The following is a 14,687-nucleotide window of genomic DNA, read 5'->3' as shown; positions in this document are numbered from 1 at the left end:
GGTTCGCGCCATCTAAGTGGCCTATATGTTAACCTTGAGTCCGGTTAATTGCCCATCTGATTCCATCTTTTACATGCCTGATTCTCCCGCCCTGATCCTTTGCTCCACGGCCCGCCTCGCACGCAGCTTGCGTTTGCATCATGACCGCCGCCAGCATGCCAGTGGATTGTCGGCTTGGCAGCCTCTTCCCACCCTCACGCTCAAGCAATGGCTGGATGATGTCACCGAACAAGCCATCCTCAGTGGTGAGGTGGATGTCGCTACGGCGCCGCAGGGCGTACTCAGTGAACTGCAGGAGCGCATGTTGTGGGAGCAGGTGATAGAAGAAGCGCTGGCGAACGACAATGCTGCCGCCTTGTTTGATGTGCCCGGCATGGCGCAAGCCGCCATGGAGGCGCACCGCCTGATGTTTGAATGGCAATTGCAGATTCCGCCGGGCGGCCACACGGAAGAGAGTCGCCAGTTTTTGAGCTGGCGCGAGCATTTTGTGCAGCGTTGCCGCCAATCCGGCTGGCTGGAGGCTGTGCGCTATATGGCATGGCAGCTGGATTGCCTGGAGCGCGGCCAGCTGCCTTTGCCTGCCAGTATTGCCTTTGCCGGATTTGACCGGCTGGGCCCGCAGGAACAGCGTTTGCAACACTTGTTGCAGCAGCGCGGCGTGGTGCTCAGCAATCACGCCACTTTGCTGCCGCAGCCCGGACATGCCCAGCATGCCATGTTGGAGACGCAGGAGGCCGAGTGCCGTGCCGCCGTCGCCTGGGTTGCGCAGCAGCTGAATGAAAACCCGCAAGCGCGGCTGGGGCTGGTGGTGCCTGAGCTCGGCAAACTGCGCACGCGGCTTGCCGCCTTGCTGGATGAGCTGCTGCACCCCGTTACCGTACGCCCTGGCCTGGTGGAGGCGGATCGCGCCTATGACTTTTCCCTGGGTTTGCCGCTGAACACGCAGCCGGTGGTGCATGCCGCCTTGGCCTTGCTGCGTATCTTCTGGCAGCAGCGCATAGAGCAACAGGATTTTTCCGTGTTGCTGCTCAATCCCTATTGGTCGGCCAGTCTGGGCGAGGCCGACGCCCGAGCCCAGCTGGATAGCCGCATGCGGCAATGGCTGCCACAAACGGTCAGCATGATGCGTTTGTTACGCCTGATCGAGCGTCTGCAGGAAGGCGAAAACCCGCTGCCCATCGGTCAGCTGCTGCAAGATTTACGGGCTGGCTGGGCAGTGCGTGAGGCGCAACCGCGTCGGCAATTGCCTTCGCTATGGGCCGTCGCATTTGAACAATTGCTGGCTGCCTTGCAATGGCCAGGCGAGCGCAGTATCTCCAGCCATGAATTCCAGGCGCAGCGCGCCTTTTCGCGCAGCTTGCAAGCCCTGGCGCGGCTGGATGTGTTTGGTGACACGCTGAATGGGATGCAGGCATTGCAGCGCTTGGGCGAGCTCTGCCGCGAGCAGATATTCCAGCCCGAGGTCAGTGGCGATCCGCCCGTGCAGGTAATGGGCATGCTGGAAGGCGCTGCTGCCCCGCTGGATGCGCTGTGGGTGATGGGCATGAATGATCATGTATGGCCGCCACCACCCAGACCGAATCCCCTTATTCCTGCCACGGTGCAGCGCGCCGCTGGCGTGCCGAATGCTGACAGTGCGGTGCAAGCGGCGTTTGCCCGCATTCTGCATCAGCGTTTGTTGCATACCGCACCGTTGATCGTGTTTTCCAGCGCATTGAAAGATGGCGAACGGCAATTGCGCGCGAGCCCGATATTGAGCGATATCCCCGTGTTCGATGGCGATTGGGCCAAGGCCCAGACCCTGGCTGAGCAACTGGCGCATGGCGAACACGCAGCACTGCAAGTGCTGGACGACCACATGGCACCGGCGGTCGGCGAGGGCGAGCATGTGTCTGGCGGCACGGGCCTCTTGAAAGCGCAGGCCATCTGCCCGGCATGGGCGTATTACCAGTATCGCCTTGGCGCACGCGAGCTGAAAGCGCCGGTGAATGGGCTTGAGCCCGCCGAGCGCGGCACGCTGGTGCACGGCGTGTTACAGCATTTCTGGCAGGGGCGCGACCTCGCTTATTTGCAGGCGCTGGATGCCGAAGAACTGAATGCGGCGCTGGCAGAAGCCGCGCAACAGGCTTTGCAGGACTTTGCCGCCGAACGCGACGAAACGCTGTCGCCTGCGTTTTGCCAGCTGGAGCAGGAGCGCCTGATCAAACTGGTCAGCGCCTGGCTGGCCTTTGAAAAAACGCGCGAAGTGGATTTCAGTGTGCTGGATTGCGAACGCGACACCAAGGTAATGATTGAGGGCGTGGAAATCCGGCTGGTACTGGACCGGATTGATCAGCTGCCCGATGGGCGCGTACTCATCATGGACTACAAAACCGGGCAAAAGCCGGATATTCGCAACTGGGCGGAATCGCGCATTACCGAGCCACAACTGCCGGTCTATGCCGCATTCAGCCTGGACGATGGCGAGGTGGCAGCCGTCAGCTTTGCCATGGTGCGCACCGAAGAGCATGCGTTTTCCGGGATTGCCGGTGAGGAAATCCTGCCTGCGCTGATGACGCTGGATGATCGCAAGGCGCGCGATATTTTTGATGCCGAACGCTTTGCCGACTGGCATACCTTGCTCGATCACTGGCGCGAAAGCCTGCAAGCGATTGCCCGCGAGCTCAAATCCGGCGAGGCCGCAGTGCGGGTGGCGGATCCTCTGCAGCTCAGGTATTGCGAAGTATTGCCCTTGCTGCGTTTGCCCGAGCGGCAACTGCAGTTTGAGCGCCTGCAGGCTCAGCAAGACGGGAGCCGCGCATGAGTGACAATATGCTGAATGACGAAGCCGTGCTGCAAGACCATCTGCTCGCGCAGGATGACGAAAGCCGTCGTCGTGCCCTGGAGCTGGAAAGCTTTATCGTTGAGGCCCCGGCGGGTGCCGGTAAAACCGAGCTGCTGACCCAGCGCTACCTCAAGCTGCTGACCACCGTGCGCGAGCCGGAAGAAATCATCGCCATTACCTTTACCAACAAGGCGGCAGCCGAGATGCGGGCGCGCATTCTCGATAGCCTGCTGATGGCGGCCAGTGGCGAACGTCCGCCACAGCCACACAAGCAGAAGACCTTTGCGCTGGGTCAGGATGCTTTGCAGCACGCGGCAGAGCGCGGCTGGCACTTGCTGGAAAACCCGGCGCGCCTGCGTATTTTTACCATAGACTCGCTGAGCAGCCATCTTGCGCGGCAAATGCCGCTGATGAGCCGCTTTGGCGCGCAACCGGCGGTGACAGAAGATGCCTCCGCCTATTACCAGCTGGCTGCCGAGCGCACGCTGGATCTGGCCGATGGCAGCAGCGATGAGGTGACGCAAGCCTTGCGCTATGTGGATAACGACAGTTTGCGGCTTACCCAGTTGCTGGCCGATATGCTGGCCAAGCGCGATCAGTGGCTGCCGTATGCCAATCGCAGCGATACCCGTGATCTGGCCGAGGCCGCCTTGCAACATCTGATTACGCAGGACATGCAGGAAGCGCTGGCTGCCTTTCCGGTGCGCCTGCAGCAGGTGCTGATGCCGATTGCGCGCTATGCCGCCACCAACCTGCCATGCGAAGCGCCGATTGCCCTGCTGCGCGATTGGGAAACCCCCATGCCCGCCACCCCGAATGCCTTGCCGATGTGGCTGGCCGCCTGCGAGCTCCTGTTTACCGGGCAGGATAGCTGGCGCAAAACCGTCAACGTCAATACCGGCTTCCCTGCGGTCCCTGAATCCAAACCTTATAAGGAACAGCTGGCGGAACTGATCGCCGCCCTGCAAGCCACTGCGGGGGCCGATGCCGCCTTGTGCCGCTTGCGGTGCCTGCCGCAGTTGCGTGCTGGGGAGGAGAGCTGGCAGGTGGTGTCGGCCCTGGCGCAATTGCTTAACCTGGCCGTGGCCCAGCTCTGGTTTGTATTCCAGGAGGCGCGGGAGGTCGATTTTGTCGAGATATCACAGCGTGCCTTGAATGCCCTGGCGGATGATGCCGATGCGCCCAGCGATCTTGCCTTGCGGCTGGATTACCGTATTCAGCATCTGCTGGTCGATGAGTTTCAGGATACCAGCCCTGGTCAGGTGCATCTGCTGCAACGCCTGACGCGCGGCTGGGAAGCGGGAGATGGCCGCACGCTATTTGCCGTGGGCGACCCCATGCAATCCATTTATCGCTTCCGCAAGGCCAACGTCGGCCTGTTTCTGGGAGTGGCGCGTGAGGGCATAGGCGATATTCACCTGACGCCATTGCAGCTGTGCCGCAATAACCGCTCCTGCCCGCCGGTGGTGGACTGGATCAACCATGCATTCGCAAAAGTATTCCCGCGGGAGGACAGCATCGCGCGCGGCGCCATTCGCTATCGCCCGTTTGTGGCTACCCGTGCCGACGAGGTTGATACCGGTGTAGTCATGCATCCGCTTATTCAGGGCACGGATGAGAGCAATGAGCAATTGCGCGGGCGCGAAGCGGCCTTGATGGTCAAGCTGATCCGCGAAGAGTGGGCCGCTCATCCGCAGCGCCGTATCGCGGTTTTAGTGCGCGCTCGCAGCCATCTGGAGCATCTGGTGGCGGATATTCGCCGTCATCATCGTGATATCCGTTTTCAGGCGGTGGAAATTGAAGCGCTGGCCGGGCGCCAGATCATTCAGGATCTGCTCGCGCTCACGCATGCCTTGCATCATCGCGCGGACCGCGTGAACTGGCTGGCTATTTTGCGGGCGCCCTGGTGCGGGCTCACGCTGGCGGACATGCATGTGCTGGCGGCGAGTGATCACCGCAGTACTATCTGGCGCTTATTGCAGCAGGATGCGCGCCTGGCGGCCATGAGCGAAGATGGTCGCCAGCGCGCGCTGCATGTACGCGGCATTTTGCAGGAAGTGCTGGCACAGCAGGGTCGCTTGCCCGTAAGCCGCTGGTTGCATAGTGCCTGGCTGATGCTGGGCGGGCCGTGGTGCCTGTGGGAGCCGGGCGATGTGCAGGACGTGCAGGCGTTTTTTGCCTTGGTGGACAAACTGGACAATCAGGGGCGATTCACGCCGACACGCTTGGCGGAAGAAGTCGAGAAACTCTATGCCGCTGCTGACGAGGCAGCGGATGGTCGCCTGCAGCTGATGACCATCCACAAATCCAAAGGCTTGGAGTTTGATACCGTGATTTTGCCTGGCCTTGAGCGCAAGACGGGTAATCAGGATAGCCCCTTGCTGCTGTGGGAAGAAGTGGCGATTGCGGATGAAGAGCAGGGCAGCAGCGTGGAACTGGTGGCCGCGCCCTTTGTACCCAAGGGTGCCCGGCTGGATGATGGCCCTACGCCTTATGACTACCTGCGGCTGCTGGAAAAAGAGCGCGCTGAACACGAAGATGCCCGTGTACTGTATGTGGCAGCCACGCGTACCGAGCGCCGTCTGCATCTGATTGCCACCGCCACGGTCAATGCCAAGGGCGAACCACGTCCGGCGTCTGGCAGCTTTTTGCAATTGCTGTGGCCGCAAGTGGCCCTGCAGTTTGCCGAGGCCATGGCAACAGAGGGCGTTAGCGAGACCAGCCCGCAGGCGGAAGCCACGCTTGCCGATTTTGTGCCGCCGCTGGTTAGGCTGCAACAGCCGCATATGCCCGCCGTTTTGCAAACCGCCACGCCCTTTACACCGCTGTGGAACCCGGGCGAAGCCAGTGAATCGCTTAGTCTGGCGGCCAGCCTGGAGGCCGATATTGGTACGCTGGCTCACCGTTATCTTGAACTGATGGCGCGCCAAGGCTTGGCTACCTGGCCGGAGGCTCGCATACACCAGGCCATGCCCGCCATGCTGCGCTGGTTGCAGCAACAGGGCCATGCCGAAAAACAGGCACATGATGCCGCCGCTGTGGTGGTGCAATTGCTGCTGACGACTTTACGCAGCGCAGATGGTCAGTGGGTATTGCAGGCTCGCGAGGGCGCGGATGCCGAAGTGGCCTGGAGCTATGCCAATGCCAGCGAGCTGAAGCGTTATGTGGTAGACCGTACGTTTATGGAAAATGGCGTGCGCTGGATTATCGATTACAAAACCGTGGCGCTACCGGCTGACATCAGCGAGGAGCAGTTAAGGGCGCAAGTGGCGCGCTACCGGTTGCAACTGGATAACTACGCTAGTCTGTTTGCCGATCAGGGAACCCTGGTACGCAAGGCCATTTTCTTCCTGGCGCTGGGGAGGCTGGTGGAACTGGCTGCTGAGGATCAGCTTTTCTGATTTAGCGGCTTTATCAAGCGCGAGTCAGGCAGATCAGAGTGTGGTTGCAGTGCGCCCACGCCCTGATCTGCAAAAGTCTTCCGGCTTTAATCGTGATGATGGTGACTGCGACGTACCGCCTTGAAGTGGCGGCGCACATACCACACCAGGAAAATAACCCCGGCGATCACCAGTACGATATGAAATTCGTGGAAATACACCTTGAGCTGATCCCAGTGCTGACCAAACTTCATGCCGGCATAGGCCAGCAGGCCGCACCAAAGCACAGAACCGGTGAAGGTGTAGAAAATGAATTTGCCCATATTCATGCGGGCAATCCCTGCCGGAAAGGCAATAAACGTCCGCACCGCCGGTAGCAGGCGACCGATGAAAATGGTGATTTCCCCGTGTTTCTCAAACCAGCGGTCGGCCAATGCCAGATCATGGTGCGAAATCAGTAACCATTTGCCATATTTATGCACCAGCGGGCGGCCGCCATACATGCCCAGATAATAGGCAGGGATAGAGCCAATCACGCAGCCCACTGCGCCTGCCAAGGCCACGCCCCACAACGTCAGCTCCCCTGTATAAACCAGATACCCCGCAAACGGCATGATGATCTCCGAGGGTAAGGGAATACATGCGGATTCAATGGCCATCAGCAATGCCACGCCTCCATAACCCAGGGTTGAAATGACCAAAATGATCCATGAAGCCACCATGGCTATAAGTTTTTCGAGCATCGTGTGAGGGCCTTAACATCGTTTTAAATTTTGAGCTTGTATCATACCGGCAACGCATGAAGGGATTATGCATAAAATTTACTAATCAAATATGGCCTGGTAATTGCTTTTTATATTATGCATACATGTATCAGCCCATTGCTAAAGGGAGCAAAAATGAAGTTAGTAAGTATGGTCGTCATGGCCGCTGCACTTTTTTCACAGCATGCAGTCGCCCAAACAGTAGATCTTGGCGTAGCGAGCAACTATAACGTTTTCGTATTTGATAGCTACAAAAGTACAGGCTGGAGCTCTATCGGAGGTGCCGTTGCTGTGGGTGGCAATGCAGATATCAGCACATCCACTATCAGCAACTCTGCCAATAACCCCTATGGATTGGTCGTCGGCGGAAACCTCACCAAATCTTATGGCGGTGTCAATGGAACCACCTGGGTCGGCGGTGCAGTCAGCAAACCTCAATGGGATAATTACAACAACTACTCCAGCAGTGATGCTCCCATTGACTTTGCCGCGGCCAAAACATCGTTTTCAGCCTTGTCCGACAAACTCGCTTCAACCGCCTCTACAGGCACCGTCAGCTATAGCTATGGCAGCACCGGCAACCTGACAGGCACCGGCTCAAGCGTCGAATACTTTTCCGTGAATGGCAGTGACCTCACCAACATCTCCAACTGGAGCTTTGCCAATGTACTCGCCAACGCTACATTGATCATCAACGTTTCCGGCAGCAATATCAGTCTGAGTGGCGGTTGGTCAGGTTTCAGCAGCTATAACGTGCTGTTCAACTTCTATGACGCGACGACGGTGAACCTAAGCAACATCAGCTTCGCCGCCAGTATTCTCGCCACAGACGCCACCATCACCGGTAGCGGCGGCAGTTTCATTGGCACCGCAGTTGCCAATAGCTGGAGCAACTCCCTGACGGTAAGCAATCGCGCATTCTCCTCTTTCGAAATGGCTACTCCCAACGTCAGCGCTGTTCCCGAGCCTAACGCCGTGATCCTTCTGATCATGGGTATTCTGATGATTCTGGGTTACAGGCAGTTTAAAAGCAGGCTCTGATCTTTCGACGAGTCCTCATGAGGTAAAAACGCTACAGGCCGCAATTGCGGCCTGTAGCGTTTTTATTGGTTATCAAGGTTGATATGAAGCCGATTATTCCTCAACTCAGATCCTTGATTAGCGTTTCAATCAATTCACTCCGTTGTTTAATAGTGTGGGTTTCCACCGTCATTCTTAATTTATCAGGCCCATTCATGCGATAGCGGCGGTCGCGCTGTAGCAGGCTGACCAGTTTGGTGGGGTCAAGCTCGCTGGTCTGGCTGAATGTGAGCTGGATGGCGCTATCGCTGGCGTCAATCTTGGTAATGCCGAGGGGCTTGGCGGCGATACGCAGGCGATGGCAGGCGATCAGTGCTTCGCCTTGTTCGGGGAGTATGCCAAAGCGGTCGATCAGCTCTTCCTGCATCGTGTCAAGGTCGTCGTCGTTGTCGCAGTTTGCGAGACGCTTATAAAGCACCAGTCGCTCGTGCACATCGGGACAGTAGTCATTCGGCAGCAGAGCGGGGGTATGCAGGTTGATTTCGGTGGTGACGCCCAGTGGGGCGTTGATGTCTGGTTCCTTGCCAGCTTTTAGTTGCTTCACCGCGTGGTTCAGCATGTCGGAGTAGAGTGAAAATCCGATCTCCTGCATTTCGCCGCTTTGTGAGTCGCCCAGCAGTTCCCCTGCGCCGCGGATTTCCAGGTCGTGCATGGCCAGGTGGAAGCCGGCGCCAAGGTCTTCCAGCAGTTGAATCGCGTCCAGGCGCTTTTGCGCTTGCGGGGTAATGTTGCGGTCGGGGTCCGTCAGCAAATAGGCATAGGCCTGATGGTGTGAGCGGCCGACACGGCCACGTAACTGATGCAGCTGCGCCAGGCCGAACATATCGGCCCGATTCATGATGATGGTGTTGGCGGTGGGCACATCAATGCCGGTTTCAATAATGGTGGTGCAGAGCAACAGGTTGAAGCGCTGCTGGTAGAAGTCGCGCATGACGTGCTCGAGTTCGCGTTCGCGCAGCTGGCCGTGGGCAATGCCAATACGGGCTTCGGGCAGGATGCGTTCCAGCTTTTCTTTCATCACGAAAATAGTGTCGACTTCGTTGTGCAGGAAGTACACCTGGCCACCGCGCTTGAATTCGCGCATGGCGGCTTCGCGGATGATGCCTTCTGAATAGTGCGTGGCAAAGGTTTTGATCGCCAGGCGTTTTTGCGGCGGCGTGGTAATAACCGAAAACTCGCGCAGGCCTTCCATGGCCATGGATAGCGTGCGGGGAATCGGGGTGGCGGTGAGTGTCAGCACATCCACTTCAGCGCGCATGGCTTTCAGCTGTTCTTTCTGGCGCACGCCAAAACGGTGCTCTTCATCGAGGATGACGAGGCCAAGGTTCTTGAACTTCACATCTTTCTGGATCAGGCGGTGGGTGCCGATGATGATGTCGATATTGCCGTCTTCCAGTCCCTTGATCGCTTCCGCTTGCTCTTTCGCGGTGCGGAAGCGCGAGATTTCCGCGATCTTGATCGGCCAGTCGGCAAAGCGGTCGGCAAAGTTGTTGTAATGCTGTTCGGCAAGTAGCGTGGTTGGCACCAGCACGGCTACCTGGCGGCCGCCCATGACGGCAACAAACGCGGCACGTAAGGCGACCTCGGTCTTGCCGAAGCCCACATCGCCACACACCAGGCGATCCATCGGCCGGCCGGATTGCATATCGCTGATGACTGCCTCAATGGCAGAGAGTTGATCCGGGGTTTCTTCAAACGGGAAGCCTTCGGCAAAGGCTTCGTAATCCTGCAGGGTGAGGGTAAAGGCATGGCCTTTGCGCGCTGCGCGCTGGGCATACAGGTTAAGCAGCTCAGCCGCCGTATCGCGGATTTGCTTGAGGGCTTTTTTCTTGGCCTTTTCCCATTGACCGCTACCCAGTCTGTGCAGGGGCGCGGATTCCGGTGGCCCGCCCGAGTAGCGCGAGATCAGGAATAACTGGGAAACCGGCACGTAAAGCTTGTCATCGCCTGCATATTCCAGCAGCAGGAATTCGGTTTCGCCCTCGCCAAAGTCGAGATTGACCAGGCCCTTGTAACGGCCTACGCCGTGCTGTTCGTGCACCACGGGGTCTTGCTCGCGCAGCTCGGATAAATCCTTGAGCATGCCTTCGGTATTGCGTGATTTTTCCTTTTCACGGCGGCGCTGCTGGCGCACCGTGGCCGCATAAAGCTCGGCTTCGGTGATGATGCAGAATTTATCGGCGACAAAACCGCCATGCAATGCCGCGACACCGAGCATCACACGTGCATCGCCTTGCTGAAATTCTTCCCAGGAGTTGCCATGGCCATCGCCACAGGCAGAAAACGGCACCTGATGATCGCTAAATAGCTGGGCCATGGTCTCACGGCGCCCCAGACTTTCAGCCGCAATCAGGATACGGCCTTTGTATTTCTTGATGAACTCCTGCAGTTTGTGCAGGGGGTGATCGGCGCGGCGCTCAATCTCCAGCGCGGGCAAGCCGCTGGCGGTTTCTGTTGTGAGCTGAATCCGGCCCCAGACATGGGTGCAGGCAAAAAAGTCTTCGGTTTTGAGCAGCAATACCTCCGGCTGCAGGATAGGCCGCTCAGGATCGTGCGCCAGCTGGCGATAGCGTGATTGTGCATCACGCCAGAACCCTTGGGCGGCATGATCGATATTGCCGTGCATGCAGAGAATGGCAGAGCTCGGCAAATAATCGAGTACCGTCGCCGTTTCCTCAAAAAACAGCGGCAGATACCACTCAATGCCACCGCTGGCGATGCCTTTGCTCACATCCTTGTAAATGCGGCTGCGTGAAGGATCGCCTTCAAAGGTTTCGCGGAAACTCTGTCTGAAGCGGCTGATGCCAGCCTCATCTAACGGAAATTCACGTGCGGGCAGCAGGCGTATCTCGCTAACCGGATAAACACTGCGCTGGGTATCAACATCAAAGGTGCGGATGCTTTCGATTTCGTCATCGAACAAATCAAGACGGTAGGGCAGGCTGCTCCCCATGGGGAACAGATCAACCAGCCCGCCACGCACGCTGAATTCGCCCGGGCTCATGACCTGGCTGACATGGTGGTAGCCCGCCTCTGCGCATTGCGTGCGTAAGGCTTCCAGATCCAGGCGCTGGTTTTTCTTCAGCATGAAGGTATGCGCGGCCAGATAGGCATTGGGCGGCACACGTATCAGGGCCGTAGATACTGGCACGATGATGACATCGCAGGTGTTCTGGCTGATCTGGTACAAGGTGGCCAGGCGCTCTGAAATCAGGTCAGGGTGCGGTGAGAAGTGATCATAGGGCAGGGTTTCCCAGTCCGGCATCATATGCACGCTGAGGTCAGCGGCGAACCAGGGCATCTCTTCCAGCAGGCGCTGAGCTTCAAATGCACTCGCACACAGGATCACCAGCGGCGTGCGCTCAGGCTTTTGTTTAAGCTCGCGCGCGAGTTGTGCCAGGGCCAGGCTGTCGAGGCCGGTTGGCAAAGGTTTGATACGTTCGGAGGAGCCAGACGCCGGGATGGGCAGGGAAAACTGCATGAAAAAACCGCAAATGAATGAATAACAAATGCATTATAGCCGCTTGCGGCAAGCTGCGGCTATGCAAGCGGCACTATACAAGGGTCTAAGCCTTTCATGGCCTGGTTAGAACATGGCCTTAAGGCTCATACATCAGAGGGTGGATTCAAAAAGAAGGAAATGCTGCGAAGCGAACTTGTCGCAGCTATTCCAGTTCATGTATCCACCAGCCTGCTGGTTAAAGCCAGTCAGGCTGAAGATTAGCCCAGCAATTGGCTGATCTGTGCTTCCGCCTGTTCCCAGTATTCGACAGGGTTGCCTTTGAAGCCATTGCGTTCCGCCAGGAAATAGGCGGCAACCTCGGTCATTTTGTAGCGCTCTTCTGCGCTGATCTTGCGTGGGGAGGATTTGGTTTTTGCCGAAGCAGCCTTGGCTGTGGCCGTTTTTTTAAGGGTGGTTTTTTTGGCAGCAGGCTCTGCTGGTTTCGCAGCCGTTTTTTTGACGGCGGGTTTCTTTTCTTCAGTTGCTTTCGATACAGCCATTTCCGTTCCTTTCGTTAAGAGGGACTTCCATGATGCATGCAGCGTTTGCGCTGCGTTGGAGGCAAGGCGGGTAAGCCTTGCCTCCATCATATTAAAGCGTTCCGCCTACCGTCAAGCCGTCGATGCGAAGTGTGGGTTGGCCGACACCTACTGGTACGCTCTGACCTTCTTTGCCGCAGGTACCGACGCCACTGTCGAGCGCCATGTCATTACCTATCATCGATACGCGCTTCAGCACCTCAGGGCCATTGCCGATCAGGGTGGCGCCCTTGACGGGATAGGTGAGCTTGCCGTCTTCGATCATCCAGGCTTCTGCGGCCGAGAACACGAATTTGCCGCTGGTAATGTCGACCTGACCGCCGCCAAAGTTGGCCGCATACAAGCCTTTTTTCACCGACTTGATAATCTCTTCCGGGGCCATGTTGCCATTCAGCATGTAGGTGTTGGTCATGCGCGGCATGGGAATGTGGGCATAGGATTCGCGACGGGCATTGCCCGTCATCGGCATGCCCATCAGGCGCGCATTCAGGCTGTCCTGAATGTAGCCACGCAGGTAGCCGTCTTCGATCAATACCGTGCGCTGGGTCGGGTTGCCTTCATCGTCTATGTTGAGCGAGCCGCGGCGATTGGAAATCGTGCCGTCATCCACTACCGTCACGCCGCGCGCTGCTACTTGCTGACCAATCGCGTTGCTGAAGGCGGAGCTGCCCTTGCGGTTGAAGTCGCCCTCCAGGCCGTGCCCAATCGCTTCGTGCAGCAAAATGCCGGGCCAGCCTGAACCCAGGACCACGGTCATGCTGCCAGCCGGAGCAGGGCGCGCTTCCAGATTGACCAGGGCTTGATGCACGGCTTTCTGGGCGTAATCCTGCAACACCTCATCGGTGAAGTACGCATAGTCAAATCGACCCCCGCCGCCAGCCGAACCTTGCTCGCGCCGGCCGTTGGCTTCGGCGATGACCTGAATAGAGAGGCGCACCAGAGGACGGACATCGGCGGCCATCATGCCATCGTGGCGGGCGATCATGATCACTTCGTATTCGCCCGCAATCGATGCCATGACCTGGGTAATGCGCGGATCGGCTTTGCGCGCATAGCCTTCCAGGCGCTCCAGCAGCTTCACTTTGGCTTCGGCACTCAGTGAGGCGATGGGGTCGTGCGGAATATAGAGTTGTGGCGCATCAATGCGCTGAATCGCGCTACCTGCCTGCTCGGCGCCTATCGCGGCAATGGCCTTGGTGGCGTTGGCTGCTTGCTGCAGGGCAGGCAGGTTGATGTCATCCGAGTAGGCAAAGGCGGTTTTTTCACCACTGACGGCGCGTACGCCCACGCCTTGATCAATACTGAAATTGCCGGATTTGACCTGACCTTCTTCCAGGCCCCAGCTTTCGGCACGGCTGTACTGAAAGTAGAGGTCGGCATAATCCACCTTGTGCGACATCATATTGCCTAGCACGCCTTGCAAGGCGGCGACATCGAGGCCGCTCGGTTGCAAGAGCGTTTCGGTGGCGGTGTCAAAATGGCTGCCGGCTAAAGGGCTGGAACTGCTGGGTATCTGGTCAGGCTTCATGGCCGTTACTCTCTAAGGGACTATAGGTCAGAATATAACAGGGGAGCAGAGTTCCCCTGTTACGTATTTTCTGCAATTGTGACTCATTAAAGCCTGTGTTCAGGCGATAAGTTGTAGCGTAAATCTTTAAAACGCAGTCTGTGGTGAGGTGAGCTGGTTACAGGGTGCGGTGTTTCAGCGCTGGCAGGCTGCCGCGCAGGCTGGCCTGATAACCGGCATTCACCGAGGCGATGACCACACCGGAGCCACGCGGCAAGCGGTCCAGCACCACCCCCCAAGGGTCCACAATCATGCTGTTGCCATGGGTTTCGCGGCCGGAGGCATGGTAGCCACCTTGCGCCGGGGCGATGACGTAGCTCAGGTTTTCAATGGCACGCGCCCGCACCAGGCTCTCCCAGTGGGCTTTGCCGGTAGTCTCGGTAAAGGCCGATGGCACCACGATGATATCGACTTCTTTCATGGCCCGGTAAAGCTCAGGGAAGCGCAGGTCGTAGCAGATGGAAAGGCCGATTTTGCCGAAAGGGGAGTCCAGCACCACGACTTTATCGCCTGCTTCGATTGTCGTTTCTTCACGGTAATGCTCATTGCCGAGATCGAGGCCGAACAGGTGAATCTTGTCGTAGCGAGCAACTTGCTTGCCTTTGTCATCAAACACCAGACAGGCATTGCGGACTTTGTCTTCGGTGGAAGATTCCAGTGGAATGGAGCCGCCGATCAGCCAGATTTCGTGCTTCTTGGCGATTTTGGATAAAAAGCGTTGTATCGGGCCGCTGCCTTCTTTTTCGCGTGCGGCTACCTTGTCGGTATCGCGGATGCCCATGATGGCAAAGTATTCCGGCAAGGCCACCAGTTTGGCGCCCTGGGCGACGGCGATTTCAATCAGTCGCTCTGCTTCGCTGAGGTTGGCGGAGACATTCGGGCCCGAGGCCATCTGAATGGCTGCGACCCGGACGTTACCCGGAGCTGGAGCAGCCGGTTTGCTGGATTTCACTACTTTTGCGCGAGATTTGATAGCCATCTTGATTCCGAACAATATTATCGTTTTTTATGGATGATACTTTATGGGCACT

9 protein-coding genes are annotated in these 14,687 nt (G+C 57.9%); 4 read left to right on the top strand and 5 right to left on the bottom strand.

The genetic code is table 11. The features are described 5' to 3' along the window. Positions 1–73 precede the first annotated feature (73 nt). Both FNL37_RS07660 and FNL37_RS07655 read left to right on the top strand, forming a co-directional pair. Positions 74–2,803 carry a PD-(D/E)XK nuclease family protein gene (locus FNL37_RS07660; RefSeq protein WP_244948226.1) on the top strand — a complete coding sequence of 910 codons (2,730 nt, stop codon included), beginning with the start codon at positions 74–76 and terminating at the stop codon, positions 2,801–2,803. Continuing rightward, positions 2,800–6,225, top strand: a complete 3,426-nt coding sequence (locus FNL37_RS07655) for a UvrD-helicase domain-containing protein (RefSeq protein WP_244948225.1) — start codon at positions 2,800–2,802, stop codon at positions 6,223–6,225. Before FNL37_RS07660 ends, FNL37_RS07655 begins: the two co-directional genes overlap by 4 nt. An 86-nt stretch (positions 6,226–6,311) precedes the next feature. On the opposite strand, the gene FNL37_RS07650 is transcribed toward FNL37_RS07655, so the two are convergent. Beyond that, positions 6,312–6,947 (bottom strand): DedA family protein, encoded by a 636-nt coding sequence (locus FNL37_RS07650; protein ID WP_015829977.1) that lies wholly within the window; start codon positions 6,945–6,947, stop codon positions 6,312–6,314. 156 nt (positions 6,948–7,103) lie between these two features. Here FNL37_RS07650 and FNL37_RS07645 point away from each other — a divergent pair, with 156 nt between their 5' ends. Continuing rightward, positions 7,104–8,009: a choice-of-anchor A family protein gene (locus FNL37_RS07645; RefSeq protein ID WP_159355710.1), complete on the top strand. Its 906-nt coding sequence runs from the start codon at positions 7,104–7,106 to the stop codon at positions 8,007–8,009. Between the two features lie 100 nt (positions 8,010–8,109). On the opposite strand, the gene mfd is transcribed toward FNL37_RS07645, so the two are convergent. Continuing rightward, on the bottom strand, positions 8,110–11,529 hold the full coding sequence (gene mfd, locus FNL37_RS07640; protein ID WP_211371949.1) for a transcription-repair coupling factor: 3,420 nt from the start codon (positions 11,527–11,529) through the stop codon (positions 8,110–8,112). Positions 11,530–11,625: 96 nt separating this feature from the next. Here mfd and FNL37_RS07635 point away from each other — a divergent pair, with 96 nt between their 5' ends. Then, positions 11,626–11,772: a hypothetical protein gene (locus FNL37_RS07635; protein WP_159355709.1), complete on the top strand. Its 147-nt coding sequence runs from the start codon at positions 11,626–11,628 to the stop codon at positions 11,770–11,772. Here FNL37_RS07635 and FNL37_RS07630 read toward each other — a convergent pair. The 3 genes from FNL37_RS07630 to FNL37_RS07620 form a co-directional block, all read right to left on the bottom strand. Continuing rightward, positions 11,769–12,050 carry a DUF2934 domain-containing protein gene (locus tag FNL37_RS07630; RefSeq protein WP_159355708.1) on the bottom strand — a complete coding sequence of 94 codons (282 nt, stop codon included), beginning with the start codon at positions 12,048–12,050 and terminating at the stop codon, positions 11,769–11,771. The genes FNL37_RS07635 and FNL37_RS07630 overlap by 4 nt on opposite strands. A 91-nt stretch (positions 12,051–12,141) precedes the next feature. Further along, positions 12,142–13,617, bottom strand: coding sequence for a metalloprotease TldD (gene tldD / locus FNL37_RS07625; RefSeq protein ID WP_159355707.1), 1,476 nt, complete (start codon positions 13,615–13,617; stop codon positions 12,142–12,144). Between the two features lie 157 nt (positions 13,618–13,774). Then, the gene (locus tag FNL37_RS07620) at positions 13,775–14,635 is read right to left on the bottom strand and encodes a carbon-nitrogen hydrolase family protein (protein ID WP_013442105.1); all 861 of its coding nucleotides are present in this window, start codon (positions 14,633–14,635) and stop codon (positions 13,775–13,777) included. Between the last annotated feature and the right edge of the window lie 52 nt (positions 14,636–14,687).

This window comes from Methylovorus glucosotrophus, from assembly GCF_009858335.1.
GTDB lineage: Bacteria > Pseudomonadota > Gammaproteobacteria > Burkholderiales > Methylophilaceae > Methylovorus > Methylovorus glucosotrophus.
This window is presented reverse-complemented; position numbering and strand designations above follow the sequence as displayed.

Coding starts and splice junctions, on each gene's coding strand:
- FNL37_RS07655 (WP_244948225.1), top strand. CDS start 2,800: ATGAGTGACAATATGCTGAATGACGAAGCCGTGCTGCAAGACCATCTG.
- FNL37_RS07635 (WP_159355709.1), top strand. CDS start 11,626: ATGGCCTGGTTAGAACATGGCCTTAAGGCTCATACATCAGAGGGTGGA.
- FNL37_RS07645 (WP_159355710.1), top strand. CDS start 7,104: ATGAAGTTAGTAAGTATGGTCGTCATGGCCGCTGCACTTTTTTCACAG.
- tldD (WP_159355707.1), bottom strand. CDS start 13,617: ATGAAGCCTGACCAGATACCCAGCAGTTCCAGCCCTTTAGCCGGCAGC.
- FNL37_RS07650 (WP_015829977.1), bottom strand. CDS start 6,947: ATGCTCGAAAAACTTATAGCCATGGTGGCTTCATGGATCATTTTGGTC.
- mfd (WP_211371949.1), bottom strand. CDS start 11,529: ATGCAGTTTTCCCTGCCCATCCCGGCGTCTGGCTCCTCCGAACGTATC.
- FNL37_RS07630 (WP_159355708.1), bottom strand. CDS start 12,050: ATGGCTGTATCGAAAGCAACTGAAGAAAAGAAACCCGCCGTCAAAAAA.
- FNL37_RS07660 (WP_244948226.1), top strand. CDS start 74: ATGCCTGATTCTCCCGCCCTGATCCTTTGCTCCACGGCCCGCCTCGCA.
- FNL37_RS07620 (WP_013442105.1), bottom strand. CDS start 14,635: ATGGCTATCAAATCTCGCGCAAAAGTAGTGAAATCCAGCAAACCGGCT.